The sequence below is a fragment of the Aquirhabdus sp. genome (assembly GCF_046462495.1).
In the GTDB taxonomy this organism is placed as follows: domain Bacteria; phylum Pseudomonadota; class Gammaproteobacteria; order Pseudomonadales; family Moraxellaceae; genus Aquirhabdus.
In genome coordinates, this window is the sequence record NZ_JBKGVE010000008.1 from 133,654 (window position 1) to 150,491 (window position 16,838).

The 16,838-nt window shown below is 46.7% G+C and carries 14 protein-coding genes and 1 pseudogene; 9 read left to right on the forward strand and 6 right to left on the reverse strand.

Going from position 1 to position 16,838, the window contains the following annotated elements; all coding sequences use genetic code 11:
• Positions 1 to 19: 19 nt before the first annotated feature.
• Positions 20 to 601 carry a DUF2062 domain-containing protein gene (locus tag ACLHG7_RS10515; RefSeq protein ID WP_410210984.1) on the reverse strand — a complete coding sequence of 194 codons (582 nt, stop codon included), beginning with the start codon at positions 599 to 601 and terminating at the stop codon, positions 20 to 22.
• Between the two features lie 162 nt (positions 602 to 763).
• On the opposite strand from ACLHG7_RS10515, the gene ACLHG7_RS10520 reads away from it, so the two are divergent.
• On the forward strand, positions 764 to 3,154 hold the full coding sequence (locus tag ACLHG7_RS10520; RefSeq protein WP_410210985.1) for a DNA internalization-related competence protein ComEC/Rec2: 2,391 nt from the start codon (positions 764 to 766) through the stop codon (positions 3,152 to 3,154).
• Positions 3,155 to 3,169: 15 nt separating this feature from the next.
• On the opposite strand, the gene ACLHG7_RS10525 is transcribed toward ACLHG7_RS10520, so the two are convergent.
• A complete protein-coding gene (locus ACLHG7_RS10525) occupies positions 3,170 to 4,084 on the reverse strand; it encodes a lysophospholipid acyltransferase family protein (protein ID WP_410211026.1) in 915 nt (304 codons plus the stop codon).
• 312 nt (positions 4,085 to 4,396) lie between these two features.
• Between ACLHG7_RS10525 and sppA the strand changes: the two genes are divergently transcribed.
• Complete coding sequence (gene sppA / locus ACLHG7_RS10530; RefSeq protein ID WP_410210986.1) at positions 4,397 to 5,422, forward strand: signal peptide peptidase SppA; 1,026 nt, start codon at positions 4,397 to 4,399, stop codon at positions 5,420 to 5,422.
• 19 nt (positions 5,423 to 5,441) lie between these two features.
• On the forward strand, positions 5,442 to 6,278 hold the full coding sequence (locus tag ACLHG7_RS10535; RefSeq protein WP_410210987.1) for an alpha/beta fold hydrolase: 837 nt from the start codon (positions 5,442 to 5,444) through the stop codon (positions 6,276 to 6,278).
• Between the two features lie 122 nt (positions 6,279 to 6,400).
• Here ACLHG7_RS10535 and ACLHG7_RS10540 read toward each other — a convergent pair whose 3' ends face one another.
• Positions 6,401 to 6,877 carry a T6SS immunity protein Tdi1 domain-containing protein gene (locus ACLHG7_RS10540; protein WP_410210988.1) on the reverse strand — a complete coding sequence of 159 codons (477 nt, stop codon included), beginning with the start codon at positions 6,875 to 6,877 and terminating at the stop codon, positions 6,401 to 6,403.
• A 176-nt stretch (positions 6,878 to 7,053) separates the two neighbouring features.
• Between ACLHG7_RS10540 and rpmI the strand changes: the two genes are divergently transcribed.
• The 5 genes and pseudogenes from rpmI to ACLHG7_RS10565 all read left to right on the forward strand — a co-directional run bounded on the left by rpmI (position 7,054) and on the right by ACLHG7_RS10565 (position 11,599).
• Positions 7,054 to 7,254, forward strand: a complete 201-nt coding sequence (gene rpmI, locus ACLHG7_RS10545; RefSeq protein ID WP_114897984.1) for a 50S ribosomal protein L35 — start codon at positions 7,054 to 7,056, stop codon at positions 7,252 to 7,254.
• Between the two features lie 11 nt (positions 7,255 to 7,265).
• Positions 7,266 to 7,625, forward strand: a complete 360-nt coding sequence (rplT, locus tag ACLHG7_RS10550) for a 50S ribosomal protein L20 (RefSeq protein WP_114897985.1) — start codon at positions 7,266 to 7,268, stop codon at positions 7,623 to 7,625.
• Positions 7,626 to 7,866: 241 nt separating this feature from the next.
• Positions 7,867 to 8,844: pseudogene (pheS, locus tag ACLHG7_RS10555) on the forward strand (phenylalanine--tRNA ligase subunit alpha); the annotation flags it as partial.
• Between the two features lie 59 nt (positions 8,845 to 8,903).
• Positions 8,904 to 11,306, forward strand: coding sequence for a phenylalanine--tRNA ligase subunit beta (gene pheT, locus ACLHG7_RS10560; protein ID WP_410210989.1), 2,403 nt, complete (start codon positions 8,904 to 8,906; stop codon positions 11,304 to 11,306).
• A complete protein-coding gene (locus ACLHG7_RS10565; RefSeq protein WP_114897987.1) occupies positions 11,303 to 11,599 on the forward strand; it encodes an integration host factor subunit alpha in 297 nt (98 codons plus the stop codon). Before pheT ends, ACLHG7_RS10565 begins: the two co-directional genes overlap by 4 nt.
• Positions 11,600 to 11,766: 167 nt before the next feature.
• On the opposite strand, the gene ACLHG7_RS10570 is transcribed toward ACLHG7_RS10565, so the two are convergent.
• The 3 genes from ACLHG7_RS10570 to plsB form a co-directional block, all read right to left on the reverse strand.
• Positions 11,767 to 12,291 (reverse strand): SRPBCC family protein, encoded by a 525-nt coding sequence (locus ACLHG7_RS10570; protein WP_410210990.1) that lies wholly within the window; start codon positions 12,289 to 12,291, stop codon positions 11,767 to 11,769.
• A 64-nt stretch (positions 12,292 to 12,355) separates the two neighbouring features.
• The gene (locus ACLHG7_RS10575; protein WP_410210991.1) at positions 12,356 to 12,667 is read right to left on the reverse strand and encodes a TfoX/Sxy family protein; all 312 of its coding nucleotides are present in this window, start codon (positions 12,665 to 12,667) and stop codon (positions 12,356 to 12,358) included.
• 55 nt (positions 12,668 to 12,722) lie between these two features.
• Positions 12,723 to 15,350 carry a glycerol-3-phosphate 1-O-acyltransferase PlsB gene (gene plsB, locus ACLHG7_RS10580; RefSeq protein ID WP_410210992.1) on the reverse strand — a complete coding sequence of 876 codons (2,628 nt, stop codon included), beginning with the start codon at positions 15,348 to 15,350 and terminating at the stop codon, positions 12,723 to 12,725.
• A 261-nt stretch (positions 15,351 to 15,611) separates the two neighbouring features.
• Between plsB and ACLHG7_RS10585 the strand changes: the two genes are divergently transcribed.
• Entirely contained in the window at positions 15,612 to 16,784 is a 1,173-nt protein-coding gene (locus tag ACLHG7_RS10585) for a magnesium and cobalt transport protein CorA (protein ID WP_410210993.1), read from the forward strand.
• Positions 16,785 to 16,838 lie beyond the last annotated feature (54 nt).

The following is a 16,838-nucleotide window of genomic DNA, read 5'->3' on the forward strand; positions in this document are numbered from 1 at the left end:
TGCATGAGCAGCTCTTTTTTTATGATTTTCCCTGATCTTGGCGGTATTGTTTCCGCTGAATTTGTCGCTCGCGTAAGTCTCGAACCACATGCCAGCGCCATAATAGCTTCACCAGAATATTACCAATCGCTCCCAGCACTACGGCTTCAATCAATAAACCGACTAGCAGTGCACCGAGATTGAAGTGATATTGAGTGGGGACTGCACTTGCAGAGTCCCCGAAGAGGCTGGTGGTCAACTGAATGATGATGTGTTTAATCTGCGTGATGTCCAACATGGGCACACCAAAGATCAAAGAGCCGATACAATAACTGGAGTAGAGAATCGGCAGCATGGTAAAGGGGTTAGAGATCCAAGTTAGCGCGATTGAAAGCGGCAGATTCACGCGAAATAATATTGCGCACGCAGCAGCAATCAGCATTTGTGAGGGGAGCGGAATCCAAGCACACACAATGCCCCAAAACATCGCTCCGGCTATCGATCGGCGATTAATATGCCATAGGTTTGGGTCGGTAATTCTAGAGCCAAGTCGATGTATGCCGGGAAGCGCTGCGATTCGTTCAGGGGTCGGAATGTAACGTCGGATAAATTTTTTGGGCATGTGACTCTTGGTTCTAGGAGATTTGCGATAATCTGGTTTATGCTGAAGTTATCAGGCAAGACCTCTTCAACGGCGTCATCAATTGTTCTATAAGTACCATAACAAATATCAGTACACTTTATGATGACTTTTTATTAAAGGATGCGTTGAACGATCGATATTATGGATGAAAAACAGGCAATTGATGTCGTTCAACTGAATTTATTCACTTTTATTCTAGTTGCTTTCGTCATGGGTGTCATGACGGCAATCGTATACCCGACCGCCAGTTCTGTATGGATTTGGTCAGGTCTTCTCGCTGTTCCCACCATATTCTGGACCCGATATCATCGCAAGCGATCATTATTGTTCTGTGCATTATCCATGTTGGCGACGTTTGGTTTTGGTCTAGGCTATGCCCAGCTTACCCTGCAAACCGCATTAGATGATCGACTGAAAACACCGCAAACCGTTGAAACGGTTGTTCGTGTCATGGGCATTAGTGATGGCGTGGATGAAAATTGGCGACAAGTCGTGGAAGTTGTTGATCCACAGCCTAATATTCCTAAACGCTGGCTACTCTATCCTAAGTTTTCTATTTCCAATGAGCAGCGCCGCCCTATTGCAAATTTACAGGCAGGCGAACTTTGGCGCGTCAGGGTCAAACTTACTCCACCCCATGGCATTGCGTCCCCTGCGGCATTTGATCAGGAGCAATGGCTACTCACTGAGCATATCGGTGCAACAGGGTCATTGGAGTCGGCAACGCTCATCAACTCCGAAGCGGGTGGCATACGATTGCCTTTAGATCGGATTGATCGATTGCGTGAGCATTTGCACGATCATTTATCGATGCTGGATTCACCTGCTCGGGCAGTGCTGCTCGCACTGTTGACGGGTGATCGTGCCTTAATCGATCCTGATTTGCGTCAGCTTTATCAGCAGACGGGGATTAGTCATCTGATGGCCATTTCAGGCCCTCATGTCGTACTTGCAGCGTTGATGATGGCGTGGGTGATGCAGAGTATTCTGAATATTCGTCCATTGCTTTATTTAAAAGTGCCTCGCAGTATCTTGCTTATCCCCGTTGTGATTACAGTGGTTGTGCTCTATGCCCTTCTCGCAGGCTGGGGAGTTCCTGCTCAGAGAACCGTGCTGATGGTTTGTATTGCAACTGGTCTGGCATTGTTTCGCAAGCGCTGGTCAACCGTTTATATTTTGCTAATGGCATTGGCACTGACGCTATTGATTGACCCATTGGCGATCTATCAAAGCGGCTTGTGGCTGTCCTTTGTCGCAACCGCGATTTTAATCAGTTGGGTTCAGCAGCCGATTGTTACTGGTCATCGCTGGCAGCGCGCTTTGCAGCATGTAAAAGGTTTACTGAAGTTGCAAACAGCGATGTTTCTCTTATTGATTCCGGTGACGCTCGCATTTTTTCACCAGATTCCTGTGCTCTCCATTCTGGTGAATTTGATCGCAATTCCGCTGATTGGTTTATTGATCGTCCCCTTGGCATTTATGGCCTTGTTCATTCTGCCTGTATGGTCCGGTCTTGCCGATGCGATTTGGATTTTGGCAGCGTGGCTGCTAGAGCAGTTGCATGCATTGCTGCTGATCTTACCTGTGAAGGTTCTTTCTCTAACGCTCACGCCGATCGGACTTGCCGCATTGGCGGTAGTAATGCTCGTTGGATTGATGCCGCGCGGAAGTATTCCGCGAGGACTAGTTTTGCCTTGCCTCGCCATTTGTTTTCTGCCGATGTGGATGAGTAGACCGCTTTTTGGTTCGCAGCATGATGCACCAGTGAAAGTGCAGGTATTGGATGTGGGACAGGGATTGGCTGTTCTGATTCAAACCCCAAAGCATGCCATGTTATTTGATACGGGTGCCAAGCGTGCCGAAGCACGGGAAGGAATGGGAGAGCGTGTGGTACTTCCAGCCTTATCCGGAGCGGGACTTTTTCACCTTGATCGGATCATGATTAGTCATGCGGACTATGAGCATAACGGCGGTTTGGCTGCAATCCTTGCGAAGTTACCTGTAGATCATGTGAGTAGCAGTAAAGCGCTACTTACTGTACCTACCGAGCTATGCCAGAGTGGTCAGCACTGGCAATGGGATGGAGTGGATTTTGATATTCTGGCACCATGGCCGAATTGGAATGTGATCGACGACAAAGACCAAAGTTGTGTGCTAAAGATCACCGCCCCGTTGATGCAAAATCATCGGGTATCTATGCTCTTGATGGGCGATGCTGGTTTTGATGTGGAGTCACGATTAATCGCGGAAAATAAGTCACTTGCTGCTGATGTCTTGCTGCTGGGTGATCATGGTTCGAATCGGGCCAGTTCGGACTCATTTATTAATGCGGTTGCGCCGGAGCTTGCTGTCTATTCATCAGGAGTTTTCAGTAAAAAGTATCCTTCGGATCTGATCATCGCCCGACTCAAAGCAAAAAATATTGCAGTCGAATCTACCGTGACAGGAGGAACGCTGACCATTGATCTAGGCGGTCAAGACCATTTCGATCTCTCCCGCTATCGAGATCAATACATCTGGTTAAAGCGCTAATCCCAAAGCTTGGATTTAAATGGATGCTTTATCAATCAGGATCTGACGGACTTCCGCATCAGTTTTCTGGTAAATTCCTGCAAAATGCGGAGCATCTTTAAAGCGCTTGTACGCCCACTGATACTGGATTGGATCACGTCGGATGAGACTTTCCACGGCGTGATTCAGTGTATCTACGGAAGTTTGTAAATCGGAACTGCGGATCGAGTCAGGTAGGTTCTCAAAGTAAATATCAAAGCCATCACCATCCGCACAGCGGACACAGGACATCATAACGACTCCGCAACCCGTCTTTTGGGCTAGACGTGAAACTAGTGTAGTCGTTAGAACTTGATGACCGAAGAATTTTGAGAGAATGCCACCTGACTCATCCGGCACATGATCCGGTAGGATTGCGCTAAAGCCACCTTGTTTTAAGGTGCGAAATAGAGCGCGTACGCCACGTTCATCGGTCGGAACCAATGTTGCCTGCAGGCGACTACGCGCTGCTAACACAAAGGCATCCAGCGAAGGATCATCCGCAGGTTTGTACATGATCGTGGGTGCAGTATGCTGATTCACCCATGGATTCATCATTTCCCAAGTACCAAAATGTGGGATGACTCCAATCAATCCTTTGGGATTTTTTAATCCTTCTAAAAAGATGTCTTCGCCATGTACGGTTCTGATTTGACTCACACTGAACTCAGGCGGATTGCCCCAGCTCTTGATAAACTCCAGCATACTCATGGCTTGTGAGCGCAGTGATGCAGCCGCGAGTGCAAGTCGTTCTTCTTCAGATTTTTCTGGGAAGGCGATGAGTAGATTACGACGGACGGTCCAGACCACGCCTTTATTGGGAAACCACATGGCAATGCCAGCAACGCCACGTGCAAAAGCTTGTAATGATCCGATGGAAAGCCATGCGAAAAATTTCAAAATAAATAACAGTGGGGTTTGGCGTTCTTTGCTAGTCATAACATTGGCTTTTATATAATGGTTTATTTATTTCAGCGTGGCCCATTTTAAAGGAGTCTGGATTTAAGGGTCAACTTTGCGTGCCTTGCGCATTATAAAAAGATCTTAAAAACAGAACTTAACACATCTGAGGTATTCATACCTTTAAACCCTTCAATAAAATATACGCAGGCAATCATTTAACCGAATGAGTAACCGGATCGGCATAGACATTTCCTTGCATTTATAGCAAGGTATGGCTAATGTCTAAATTCGCGTACACCGCATCATATAAAAGGTTGTTTCATGTCTAGTTGGCCACCGAATCCAAATACTCCGCAGCAAACTCCAGATCCACAACCACCTCATCCGCAGCTTGCAGGTCAAGAGTGGCGGATTTTGGAAAAAACACTACTGGCATCCATTGAAGAGCAGCGCCGTGCTAGACGCTGGAGTATCTTCTTCAAACTGACGACCTTCTTTTTCTTTCTACTGTTCTTTTTTGCTTTGGCGAAAAGCTGTGGCAAGGAAGAGAATATTGCTGTGAATACCAGCCCGCATTTGGGCATTGTCGATATTACAGGTGAAATCGGTGAAGGCAAGCCAGCCAACAGTGATGACATCATCACCGCATTGAATGCAGCATTTGATGCTTCACAAAGCAAAGCTATCGTTTTGAATATCAATTCACCCGGTGGTTCACCTGTTGAATCCGATCAGATCTGGCAAGAAATTCGCCGCCTGCGTGAACTGCATAAAGACAAGAAAGTCTACGCAGTGATTGGTGATATGGGCGCCTCTGGTGCGTACTATATTGCTTCTGCGGCAGATGAAATCTATGTCAACCCATCAAGTCTCGTGGGTTCGATCGGAGTGATTATGCCGAACTACGGCGTAACCGGTCTGGCTCAGAAATTGGGTGTTGAAGATCGCACCATGACCGCAGGCGCGCACAAGAATATCTTGAGCATGACCAAGCCGCTAGATCCTTTTGAAAAAGCACATGTGCAAGGTGTACTGGATAATGTGCATCAGCACTTCATTGCTGCGGTGAAAGAGGGCCGTGGTAAGCGCTTAAAAGAAGATGCCAATACCTTCTCTGGTTTGTTCTGGAGCGGTGAGCAGGCGATTAATTTAGGTTTGGCGGATAAGGCGGGTAGCGTCGATAGCCTGAAACGCGAATTAAAACTTAAAGATACTGCAGACTATAGCGTAGACCGCAGTTCTCTTGAAAAAATCATGGGACGTTTAGGTACGACCTTGGGTGTAGGCATCGGTGCATCATTGAAATCGTCTGTCAGTGACATGAATTCGCAAGCATCACTGAAATGAGACTAAAATGAGTAACGCGATGAAACCTTTGATTCACTTTGCCCATGCCAATGGTATTCCATCCGCAGTGTATGAAAAGATTTTTGCAGCACTGCGTGATGAAGCTGGCGGTAGTTTTGATGTCGTAACCTTACCGTTAATTGGTGTGGATCCACGTTTCCCAGTCAATGATCATTGGACCAATCTTCGTGACCAGTTGATTGATAGCATTCAGCGTCAATCTGTGGATGCAGAGGGGAATTGTCGTCCCGTCATTGCGCTGGGTCATTCACTCGGTGGACTACTTAGTTATATGGCGGCGTATAAGGTGCCGGAGCTGATGAGTGGTCTGGTGATGTTGGACCCGCCATTGATCAACGGTCTGTATTCGTTAGGTATGCACTTGGCTAAGACTTTTGCGCCAACTGCCTACGATAAGCGGACGCCAGCAGCACTGTCGAGTCGCAGACGAGATCATTGGGATAGCCGTGAGCAAGCCGCTGAAAAGCTGCGTGGTCGTGGGCTATTTTCAGCCTTTGATCAGGATTGCTTTGATGCCTATATCCAGTATGGCCTCAAGGATGCCCCTGATGGTGGTGTGACGCTGACTATCCCGAAGAGTGTCGAGGTAAAGATTTTTCAGACCAACCCGTCATGGTTCTGGTTATCTCCGCGCCGTGCACCCAAAGTGCCTGCCCATATGATTGCAGGACGTGACAGTCAGTTCTATGGTCGCGGCTTTCCGCAGCGTTTGCAGAGGCAGCAAGGGATTCCGTATACCTTGAGTGACGGCGGGCATATGTTTCCGCTGGAGAGACCGCTTGAGACGGCGGCGATGATTAAAGAGGTGATTAAGGGGTTTGCTCTTAAGCCTTAATCAATGTGTAGAGTTTAAAGGGAGAACAGCTGTTATTTTTACGAACAGTAGTTCTCCCTTTATTTTTTCGATAGCTGAGAGGGCTATTTTCTGTATTTCTATGATGATGGAGTCATTTTGTTTTAATCCGTTATAACAATCTTCACTTGAGAGCCATCTTTCAATTCTTGAATTTGCTTGAGTATATGGCCAGTGATTGCAAAGTGTTCGCGAGCAGGCACGGCATTAAGGTTCTCAATGGTATATTTCCCTTCTGCAAAGACTGGCAGCGTGACGTAGGTATAGCATTGATCCTCATTTGGAATTTTTCTAGCCTCATGCAGTTGCTCTACCAAGTATGGCATTAGCCATTCATCTGCAATTTCTGAGTTCAACAATTCGTTGAAATGATCGACAGAGTTGGCGACAGGTGTAATTTCACCTGTTCCTGTATTTAACCAAAGCACTTCGGATGAATCGCTTTGGAAAAACATGTCGCCCATGATAGAAAACAGGATTGGTGTAAAAGACTCAGGTAAAAGCCACGCCCATGATGAGACAATTTGTTGTATTGTTTCATCATTTGGTTTGAAATGCAGGTCAGACCATTTAATAGACAAGGGTTTAACCTCAAGGTATTTGAATAAATCTGATTTTTAACATCGCAGCCTTATCAAATCAAGTGAATTGACTTCCAATCCTTAAACACTTCCCGTATAATCCTGCCTCCCTTACCCGCAGGTCATGACGCAGTTGGGCGTCTTGTAACTAAACGGGTTCCAAAAAAGAGGCTGATATGAGTAAAATCAAACTCAAAACTAAACGCGGAGCTGCAAAGCGCTTCAAAAAAACCGCGAATGGTTTCAAGCGTAAGCAAGCATACAAACGCCACATTCTGACCAAAAAGTCTCCGAAGCGTATTCGTCAACTACGCGGTTGTGTAATGGTTCACGTCAGTGACGTTGCAGCTGTTCGCCGTATGTGCCCATACCTTTAAGGAGATATTAAATGGCTCGTGTAAAACGTGGTGTAACGGCTCATCGCCGTCATAAAAAAGTTCTAGCCCGTGCAAAAGGTTACTACGGTGCGCGTTCACGCGTATATAAAGTAGCCGTACAGGCTGTGATGAAAGCCGGTCAATACGCATACCGTGACCGTCGTCAAAAGAAACGTACTTTCCGCGCATTGTGGATTGCACGTATCAATGCAGGTGCACGTTTGAATGGTCTGTCATACAGCCGTTTGATCAATGGCCTGAAAAAAGCAGAAGTGATTATCGACCGCCGTGTATTGGCTGATATCGCGATGCATGATGCGACTGCATTTAGCGCCATTGCTGAAAAAGCAAAAGGTGCGCTCGCTGCTTAATGATGTTTTATAAATAATCGTTAAGTTGCAAAACAAGAAGCCACCTGAAAAGGGTGGCTTTTTTGTTGTCGTTTTTGTGGGTTCTTGAGGGGATAAGCCTCCGCAAATGATGATTTTAAGTTAGAATTCGTAGCCCGTTTTTAGTGGTTCACCATGCGCTTACAAAATGCTGTGATCAGCAGTAATGACGAGAAATGATATGTCACAAGATTCCGCTGTTTCTAATGCCTCGCCTGTCGCAGTGCCATTAGAAGACTTAACTGCCAATGCGCTTACCGCCATCGCAGCCGCCCATGATTTGGCGAGTTTAGAACAAGTCCGTGTCCAGTTTACTGGTAAAAAAAGCCAACTTGCTGAAGTGTCCAAGGGTTTAGGAAAGCTGGACCCTGAAGCACGTAAAGTGCAAGGCGCGGTACTGCATACGATCCGTGAGAGCATCAACGATGCCCTGAATCAGCGTCAAGCCTTGCTGCAAAAAGCGGCCCTTGATGCCAAGCTCGCCAGTGAAACCATCGACATTACCCAAGAGGGGCGTGGTCAGCAACCGGGCAGCATCCACCCCGTGACTCAGGTCATGGAGCGGATGTGTCAGTTCTTTGTCAAAGCAGGCTTTACTGTTGAGTCGGGTGCTGAAGTCGAGGACGACTATCATAATTTCGAAGCCCTGAATATCCCCAGTCATCATCCCGCACGTGCGATGCATGATACGTTTTATTTTGATGCGCATCATTTGCTGCGCACGCACACCAGCTCGGTTCAGATACGTACGATGGAGGCACAGCAGCCACCGATTCGGATTATCTGCCCAGGTCGTGTCTATCGCTGCGACTCAGACCAGACGCACTCGCCGATGTTCCATCAGATCGAAGGTCTGGTTGTGACCGAGCACACCAGCTTTGCCGAGTTGAAAGGTTTAATCGTGCAGTTCCTGAATGTATTTTTCGAGCGTGAGTTGACGATTCGTTTCCGCCCGTCTTATTTCCCCTTCACTGAACCGAGTGCTGAAGTGGACATCATGAATGAGCATGGTCGCTGGCTTGAGGTGTTGGGCTGTGGCATGGTGCATCCGAATGTACTGAAGAGCTGCAATATCGACCCTGAGAAATATACCGGCTTTGCGTTTGGCATGGGCATTGAGCGTTTTGCCATGTTGCGTTATCAAGTCAACGATTTGCGGATGTTCTATCAAAATGATGTGCGTTTCTTGCGACAATTTGCAGTGCCAACTTTTTCTACTGAGCCAGAACCATCCACAGTCCAGTCAGTTGAGGTGCAAGCATGAAAATCAGTGAAAGTTGGTTGCGCAGTTGGGTTAATCCTGCCGTAGATAGTGAAGCGCTTGCCCATCAATTGACGATGGCTGGCCTTGAAATTGACAGCAATGAGTCGGTCGCGCCTTTTTTCCATGGCGTTGTCGTCGGTGAGGTGTTGACAGTCGTGCAGCATCCAGATGCAGACCGTTTGCGTATAACGACGGTCAATGCTGGCGCGAGCGTGAATAATGGTGAACCCTTGCAGATCGTCTGTGGTGCACCCAATGTGGCGGTCGGTTTAAAAGTTGCCGTGGCGCTGATCGGTGCCGTATTGCCGAAAGATTTTAAAATCAAACCGAGTAAACTGCGCGGTGTTGATTCACAAGGCATGCTGTGCGGTGCAACTGAAATTGGCTTGGATGATGGTGTTGATGGCTTGATGCTGCTACCGAGTGATGCGCCGATTGGTGTGGACATTCGTGAGTACCTTAAACTCGATGATCGTATTCTGGAACTTGGCATTACACCAAATCGTGGCGACTGTTTGAGTGTGAAGGGCATTGCTCGTGAACTGGGCGTCATTAATAGTCTGACCGTGAATGAACCCGTTATCGCCATTGCCCCTGTTACTTCAGATCGCAAGCTTTCGATCCAGATTGCGGATGATGTACAGCGTCATGGCTGTCCACGTTATGCAGGTCGCGTGATCACAGGCATCAACCCACAAGCCAAGACACCGACGTGGATGGCAGATGCTTTAGTACGTTCAGGTGTGCGTACCCATAGTGTACTGGTTGACATTACCAATTATGTCCTACTTGAATTGGGTCAACCGCTACATGCGTTTGATGCGAATACTCTTCAAGGGGGTATTTCTGTTCGTGTGTCTGAAGCAGGTGAGAAGCTGACGCTACTCAATGATCAAGAAGTGACGCTTGATAACGATACCTTACTGATTTGTGATGAGTCAGGTGCCGTTGCCATGGCAGGGGTCATGGGTGGTTTACGCTCTAGTGTGACGGATGCGACAACCGATATCTTTCTTGAAAGTGCCTTCTTTGAGCCGTTGGCTTTGGCTGGTCGTGCACGCCGTTATGGCCTGCATACCGATGCATCACATCGTTATGAGCGCGGTGTGGATTTTGAGTTGCCCTTGCCTGCGATCGAGCGAGCCACTACATTGATTTTACAACTCGCAGGTGGTCATGCGGGTCCAGTGACTGTGGTTGAGCAAGTGGCGGCATTGCCGAAGCGCGCTCCGATTTATTTCACCCTAGGACAAGTTCAGCGCTTACTAGGCTTTGAAGTCACGGCTGATTTTGTCTTGCATACATTGCTGAGCCTAGGCTTGCAAGTTACGGGCAATGAGAACGGCTGGAACGCAACGCCGCCATCACATCGTTTTGACATGAGTATTGCCCCAGATCTGAGTGAAGAAGTGGCGCGAATTTATGGTTATGACAATATTCCGGTGAAGTTTCCGGTTCAACCGATGACCTTGATTCCAACCGAAGATCGTCTAAGTACGCAAGCATTGCGTCAGACTTTGGTTACTTTGGGCTATCAAGAGGCGGTCAGCTTTAGTTTTGTCGATGAGAAGCTTGAGCGCATTTTAAACCCAGACGTTAACCCACTGCATCTTGCTAATCCGATGTCTAGCGAATTGGGTGTCATGCGCACGACCTTACTGTCGAGTCTCATCCCTTGTGTACAATACAATCTCAATCGTCAGCAAAACCGGGTGCGTTTCTTTGAAACTGGCTTACGCTTTGTGCCAAATGCTGCGCAAGAGATCAGTGAATTACAACAGATTCCAACGCTTGCGTTAATTGCGACAGGTGGACGGGTTCCAGAGCAGTGGACCGAAGCCAAACCGAAGATGGATTTTTATGATTTTAAAGCAGATGTTTCACAAGTCTTGCTTTCTGGAAGAATCGGCGTTAGTTTCATCAAATCGACACGTCCGTGGCTTCACCCGGGACAAAGTGCAGAAATTATCCAGCATGGCATAACTATTGGATATCTTGGACGTTTGCACCCCTCGTTAGAAGACAGCCTAGATTTAGGGGTGACGTGGGTTGCGGAACTGGATATCGCCCCTTTGACAGCGCCACAGGTGTCCAAGTTTACAGAATTATCACGTTTTCCTTCAGTTAGGCGTGATATTGCTGTTTTAATTAGTGATAGTATTCAGGTCAGCCAGATTCAAACAACGATTGCTGCTGTGGCTGGAGACTCGATGACCAAAGTCTGGTTGTTTGATGAATATACAGGGCAAGGTGTTGATGTTGGATTGCGTTCGCTTGCATTTGCTTTATTGTGGCAACACCCAGAGCGCACTCTAGAAGATACGGAAATTAAAGATGGGATGCAGCGTGTGGTTGAGGCGCTGTCTCATACCTATGGCGCAACTTTGAGGGCATCATGACTGCACTAACTAAAGCCGAAATGGCAGATAATTTAAGTGAAAAGACAGGCATCAATCGACGTGAAGCCAAGCAATTGGTTGAACTCTTTTTTGCTGAAATTTCTAAATCCTTAATTTCAGGTGAAGTGGTTAAGTTATCAGGTTTTGGTAACTTTGAATTGCGTAATAAACGCCAACGTCCAGGTCGTAACCCAAAGACTGGCGAAGAGATTCCAATTTCTGCACGTCGTGTAGTGACTTTCCGCGCTGGTCAGAAATTCCGTCGCCGTGTTGGTGAAGGTGCTGACGAATAATAAGGTAATCTTTGCGATCAACTATCAATTCTGATCGTTTCGTCCCCTCTGCTTTATTGAAAACCTCTAGTCTAAATACAGGCTAGAGGTTTTCTACGTTTAAAATCTGAGTCATTTGGATTTAGACAAGACTCTTGGAAAATGAAGGTCGTAGAGTGGGATCGTTGTTATGCTTTTTCAACAATGGCTTTGATATTACTGAGTCCCGTTTCAAAGTCTTTGCCCACCACGCGATCCATGTTGAAGAATAATCCCATCACTTTCGCGATAAAAGGACTTGGCCCGCGCATTTCCCAGGTTACTTCGGTTGAGTCACCCAGATTCACGATGCTGAATTCTGCAACATTATGTGCTTCGAAGGGCTTTAGGAAGTCGAGCTGAATAATGATTTGATCAAAAGGCTTAGATAGCGTGATTTCCATCCGGCCTGCGCCCACTTTACCCTGACCTACCCAGCTATAGATCGTGCCTAAGCCTCCTGGGGTGCCGTCAAAAGTACGGATCATGGTTGGATCAATGTTCTCCCACGGTGACCAAGACTGCCATTGGTGGAAATCATTGATGAGTGGGAAAATTCGTTCAGGCGGGGAGCTGATGCGGATGGAACGGTGTAGTTGGAAAGTATCCGGCTTGGTCGCCGCAAAGAGCAGTACGACCGCAATAATGACAATAATGATGGCTAGGATTAACATGACAATACACTCCCATAGCGATTAAGGATGAGCGTGCAGCCACTAAATTTAAAAGGTGAGACGTCTACTTTTTGGGCTTTTGCGCTCTGGTTGCCGCAGCATAAGCAAGTCTTGCCCACTGTGCAGCTTGTTCAAAATCTTCAAAAATTTCATCAGGTGCTTGGTAGTAAGACATTTTAATGGCTTTACCCTCCCGATCAAATTCAAAAGGAGGTAGTCCAAACTTCTCAAAGGTTTGACGACTTAAAGCATCTGCTTTGAGATACAGAATTTCGTCCGCGACTAATCCAAACATCAAATCATGGTGATAAACACCATAGCCACCGAACATGCGTCGAATCCGAATGACCCCAAATTGTGCAAAAACCTCATGCAAAAAGTCGGTAAATTAGGTGGCCATGAGTCATTCCTGTTTTCTGCGAACCCAAAGCTTATTTGGCTTTAGGCTTACGTTCTTTCTTCTTGGCAAGTGCTGCAATGGCAGATTGAATCTCTTCTTCACTGACATTGGTCATATGTTGTAAGGCATTCAAGGTATCTGCATTCAGCACTAGGCGTGAGTCTTCGGCCATATTGATGAGACGATGGTCAAAATGAATGAGCCCCTGATCATCAATCGTCACATATTTCAGTTCAGATAGCGCGGCAACAAAACTACGGAACAAGGCTTTGTCAAAAAACTCAGGCGAATTGAATTCATAGAGTACGGAGAGACGCTGACCTAGCAAATGGCTGAGATCTTCGACTTGCTTGGCGGTAATACGTCCTGAACCTTGTTGGCTAAGTAGCGTTAAGGTCATGAAGTAGCGCTCTAAGCTTTGCTGTACTGGTGCCGCGAGAACACCAAGCTGATTGTATGCTTCGCTATTGGGTGGAGGGCTGTAAACGGTATTTGAGCCATCATCGAGCACTAGTTCTGCAGAGATCAGAGCAGCCAGCTGTTGATCAATCACCTCATCTAACATTTCCTTGCGCCATTTCAAGAACAACTCGGCTTGTAGGAAGGGATACAGGGTTTGAATCACGCTGCCGATCTCTTCCCGGCTGATTCGACCATTGTGCTGTACCAGAGAGGCAATGAGAGACGGTAGGATAAAGAGGTGCAAGATGTTATTGCGGAAGTAGGTCAAGAGCACGCCTTGACCGTCTTCGATGGCAATCATATCGCCCAGCAAATGCTTGACGCGTTTGATGAGTTTTAATTTTAGGCCATAGGCAATGATATCTCGACCTGAGAAGGTGGTGATTTCGATCCGCTCATCGTAAGGCACCGCTTCGGCAAGCGAGCGATAGGTGTCTAATTGTTTGATACAGACTTCTTCATCCAGTGCATGTTTAGGCGTTGCAAGCAGGACTACCGATAGCAACGATACAGGATTCAATACCGCTGCGCGGTTGATATTCTGCATGATGTTTTCGGCAACGGTATCCACTGCCAGTTTAGCTTCACGGGGCATAGGATCATCATTGCTAAGCAATTGTATGCTATCGGCATTATGGGCTTTTAGCACTTGGTCTAAAAAGACGGGCTCACCAAAGCTCACGTGTACTTTACCAAAAATACGTTCAATTTTTCTGGCTGCTTGAAGTAAACCCCAGACTGATTCTGATTCTTTTGGCTTCCCCGACATTTCACCCACATAGGTAGCCCCTTCCATAAGGCGTTCGTAGCCAATATAGGTTGGAATAAAAGCAATGGGTTTACCTGCACCACGCATATGACTATGAATGGTCATGGCGAGCATGCCGGTCTTCGGTGGAAGTAGACGTCCAGTACGTGAGCGCCCGCCTTCGATGAAGTATTCAATCGGGTTGTTACGGGTCAAAATACTATGAAGGTATTCTTTAAAGACAGATACATATAGAGGATTTCCCTTAAATGTTCTACGGATAAAGAATGCGCCACCGCGACGCAGTAATGGACCTACACCTGGGATGTTGAGATTGTCCCCTGCCGCAATGTACGGGATCATCATACCGCGTTTATAAATGACATAGGACAGCAGTAAATAGTCAATATGACTGCGATGCGATGGCGTATAGATCAGCTCATATTCATCAGCAATATTACGTACGCTCTGGAAATGGTGAACTTCAACGCCATCGTACAATTGTGTCCAGAGCCATGTCAGACTGCGTTCAAGAAAACGAACTGCAGAGTACGAGTAATCGGAAGCGATTTCATCCAGATAACCATGTGCTTCGTGATGAACTTCAATGGATGTCTTATTGCTGCGGGTCATTTCACGTTGAACCGCTTCTTGGATACTTTGAGTACTCATCAGGTCATCGACCATATTGCGGCGATCAGAGAGATCAGGGCCCAGTACAATTTCACGTTGGCGGGTCAAGTAGTCACGTAGTTGTTGCATGATCCTTTTAGCAATTTCATTGGCGTCGCTAGGACCCTGTTTGCGGATGTCTGCAACGAGTGCACGCAAGGCCAGTGGATCATGAAACTGTACAAAAGCCTGACGACCATGAACGATAATATTCGCTGATTGCTTCAGCAGGCTCGGTGTTGCCCACGAGTCTGCAAAAAGCAGTTTAAACAAAGAGTCTTCTTTGTCAGGAGCGCGTCCCCACAGGATGGTGATTGGCACCAGCTCTACATCCAGATCTGGGAACTGTGCAACAGCATCCATCAAACGCAATAAACGAGGTGGCTGAGTATCCGTTGGTGTGCGAAATGGGTTGCCTTCGTCGGTATTTTTAATATACAGGATTGCAGTTTCTTCGTTTAAACGGTGGCTGACCATTGGATTAAGGGGCGCGGGTAAGTTCTGGCGTCGTGCTTCACCGTCAACCAATAATGCATTGCTCATAGAGTGTTCAAAGAACACATAGCAGATGGCCCGCTCATGTCCAATGACTGCCGGAGACGTACTCTCACCAGCTTCTGTTTGCGGACTGATTGCGAGAGGCTCTAACTTGGCGGGTAGGGATTGCAGCCCTTTTGGAATATCTCCGAGTAAATGTGGTGTTGCAACCGTATCGAGTAATTTTCCCGACAAACGACGATACCAATTACTGATATTGGATTGAAATTTATTCGACATAGGACAGAAATCCCTTTGTATTAAGCTTGAAATTATATCGCCGTATCATGCCACAACTGAGCCAGCCTGTGCCTGATTTCAAGTTGGATTTACGTTGATTTTCTATAGCGACAGACTTAAGACTGCTTGGTGTTTTATGCAAATAGGCATAAAACACCAAATCATCTTGTCATGATGATCGTATATGTTAGTTGGGGCTGACGTAATGGCAAACAGCGTCAACATAGTCGTTCATACTGATTTTGTGTACTATGGGACTGAATGCGTCATGTGCAATGGTATGATTTTTTATTTAAAGTCGTTCAACGGTATTTAGGGTTTTGGGATTTAGTCATTATGCAAACCAGTGGATTAACAACGACGAATGACAACGTGGTTTCAGAGGTTGCATTGGCGCAATCGGCGCTTTTGACTCAGCATTGTTCAGGACGTCCACAAAGCCCGGGAGTTGTGAATTGTTTTGCCTATAGCCGGACAACAGGACTACGTGTCGGTTATTTGGCCCTGAGTGATGTCAGTGAGGTGATGGCAGCAGACCCCGATATTTTTGTCTGGATTGGCTTGTTTGAGCCCCCTGCTGAGGTTCTAGATGAGGTACAGCATGAGTTTGGCTTGCATGAGCTAGCGGTTGAAGATGCCGCACGCGGTCATCATCGTGCCAAGATTGAAAGCTATGAAGACTCTTTATTTGTGATAGTTCGTACTGCACAACTGGTTGACCGTGAGATTGTTTTTGGTTCGACATCCCTATTTTTAGGTGAGCGTTTTTTGATTACAGTCCGTCAAGGGGCATCGGTCAGTTACACCACGGTTCGGGCGCACTGTGAGAAGCATCCTCAAAAAATGAAGGCAATGGGCCCAGGCTATGTGATGCATGGTATTTTGGATTTCATTGTTGATAACTTTCTTCCCATTACGCAAAAACTGGGTAAACAACTCCATGAGTTGGAAGGGGAGATTTTCTCAGAACAGTTCAATAAAGGTACATTGCGTTATCTTTATGATCTGAAATCAGAGCTGATCAAGTTACGTTTAGCAGTGATTCCGCTGCGTGAGATTTGTGGCTACTTCCTCTATCACGATAACGAAGACTTAAAAAACTATTTCCCCTCCAGTGCGATACCATACTTCCGCGATATTCAGGATCATGTTTTAGGGACTCTGGATGCGATAGAAGGGCAGAGTGAGGTGCTACGCTTGGCGATGGATACCCACTTGGCGTTGGTGGGTGTCGGGCAGAACGAGATTGTGAAACGATTGGCCTCATGGGCGGGTATTTTGGCGGTGCCGACATTGATGACCAGTTATTATGGAATGAACTTTAGCAATATGCCTGAACTGCATTGGTATTATGGCTATTATATCTGGGTTGCAATTATGGTCTTGGCGTCTTACTTACTTTATCGCAAACTCAAAAAAGTGAAATGGCTCTAAACGGTAACGTATCTTGAATGGATATGGCCATTTAGATCAAAAAATTGACTAATC

Coding starts and splice junctions, on each gene's coding strand:
- plsB (WP_410210992.1), bottom strand. CDS start 15,350: ATGTCGAATAAATTTCAATCCAATATCAGTAATTGGTATCGTCGTTTG.
- ACLHG7_RS10535 (WP_410210987.1), top strand. CDS start 5,442: ATGAAACCTTTGATTCACTTTGCCCATGCCAATGGTATTCCATCCGCA.
- ACLHG7_RS10515 (WP_410210984.1), bottom strand. CDS start 601: ATGCCCAAAAAATTTATCCGACGTTACATTCCGACCCCTGAACGAATC.
- ACLHG7_RS10565 (WP_114897987.1), top strand. CDS start 11,303: ATGACTGCACTAACTAAAGCCGAAATGGCAGATAATTTAAGTGAAAAG.
- sppA (WP_410210986.1), top strand. CDS start 4,397: ATGTCTAGTTGGCCACCGAATCCAAATACTCCGCAGCAAACTCCAGAT.
- ACLHG7_RS10570 (WP_410210990.1), bottom strand. CDS start 12,291: ATGTTAATCCTAGCCATCATTATTGTCATTATTGCGGTCGTACTGCTC.
- ACLHG7_RS10520 (WP_410210985.1), top strand. CDS start 764: ATGGATGAAAAACAGGCAATTGATGTCGTTCAACTGAATTTATTCACT.
- ACLHG7_RS10585 (WP_410210993.1), top strand. CDS start 15,612: ATGCGTCATGTGCAATGGTATGATTTTTTATTTAAAGTCGTTCAACGG.
- pheT (WP_410210989.1), top strand. CDS start 8,904: ATGAAAATCAGTGAAAGTTGGTTGCGCAGTTGGGTTAATCCTGCCGTA.
- rplT (WP_114897985.1), top strand. CDS start 7,266: ATGGCTCGTGTAAAACGTGGTGTAACGGCTCATCGCCGTCATAAAAAA.
- rpmI (WP_114897984.1), top strand. CDS start 7,054: ATGAGTAAAATCAAACTCAAAACTAAACGCGGAGCTGCAAAGCGCTTC.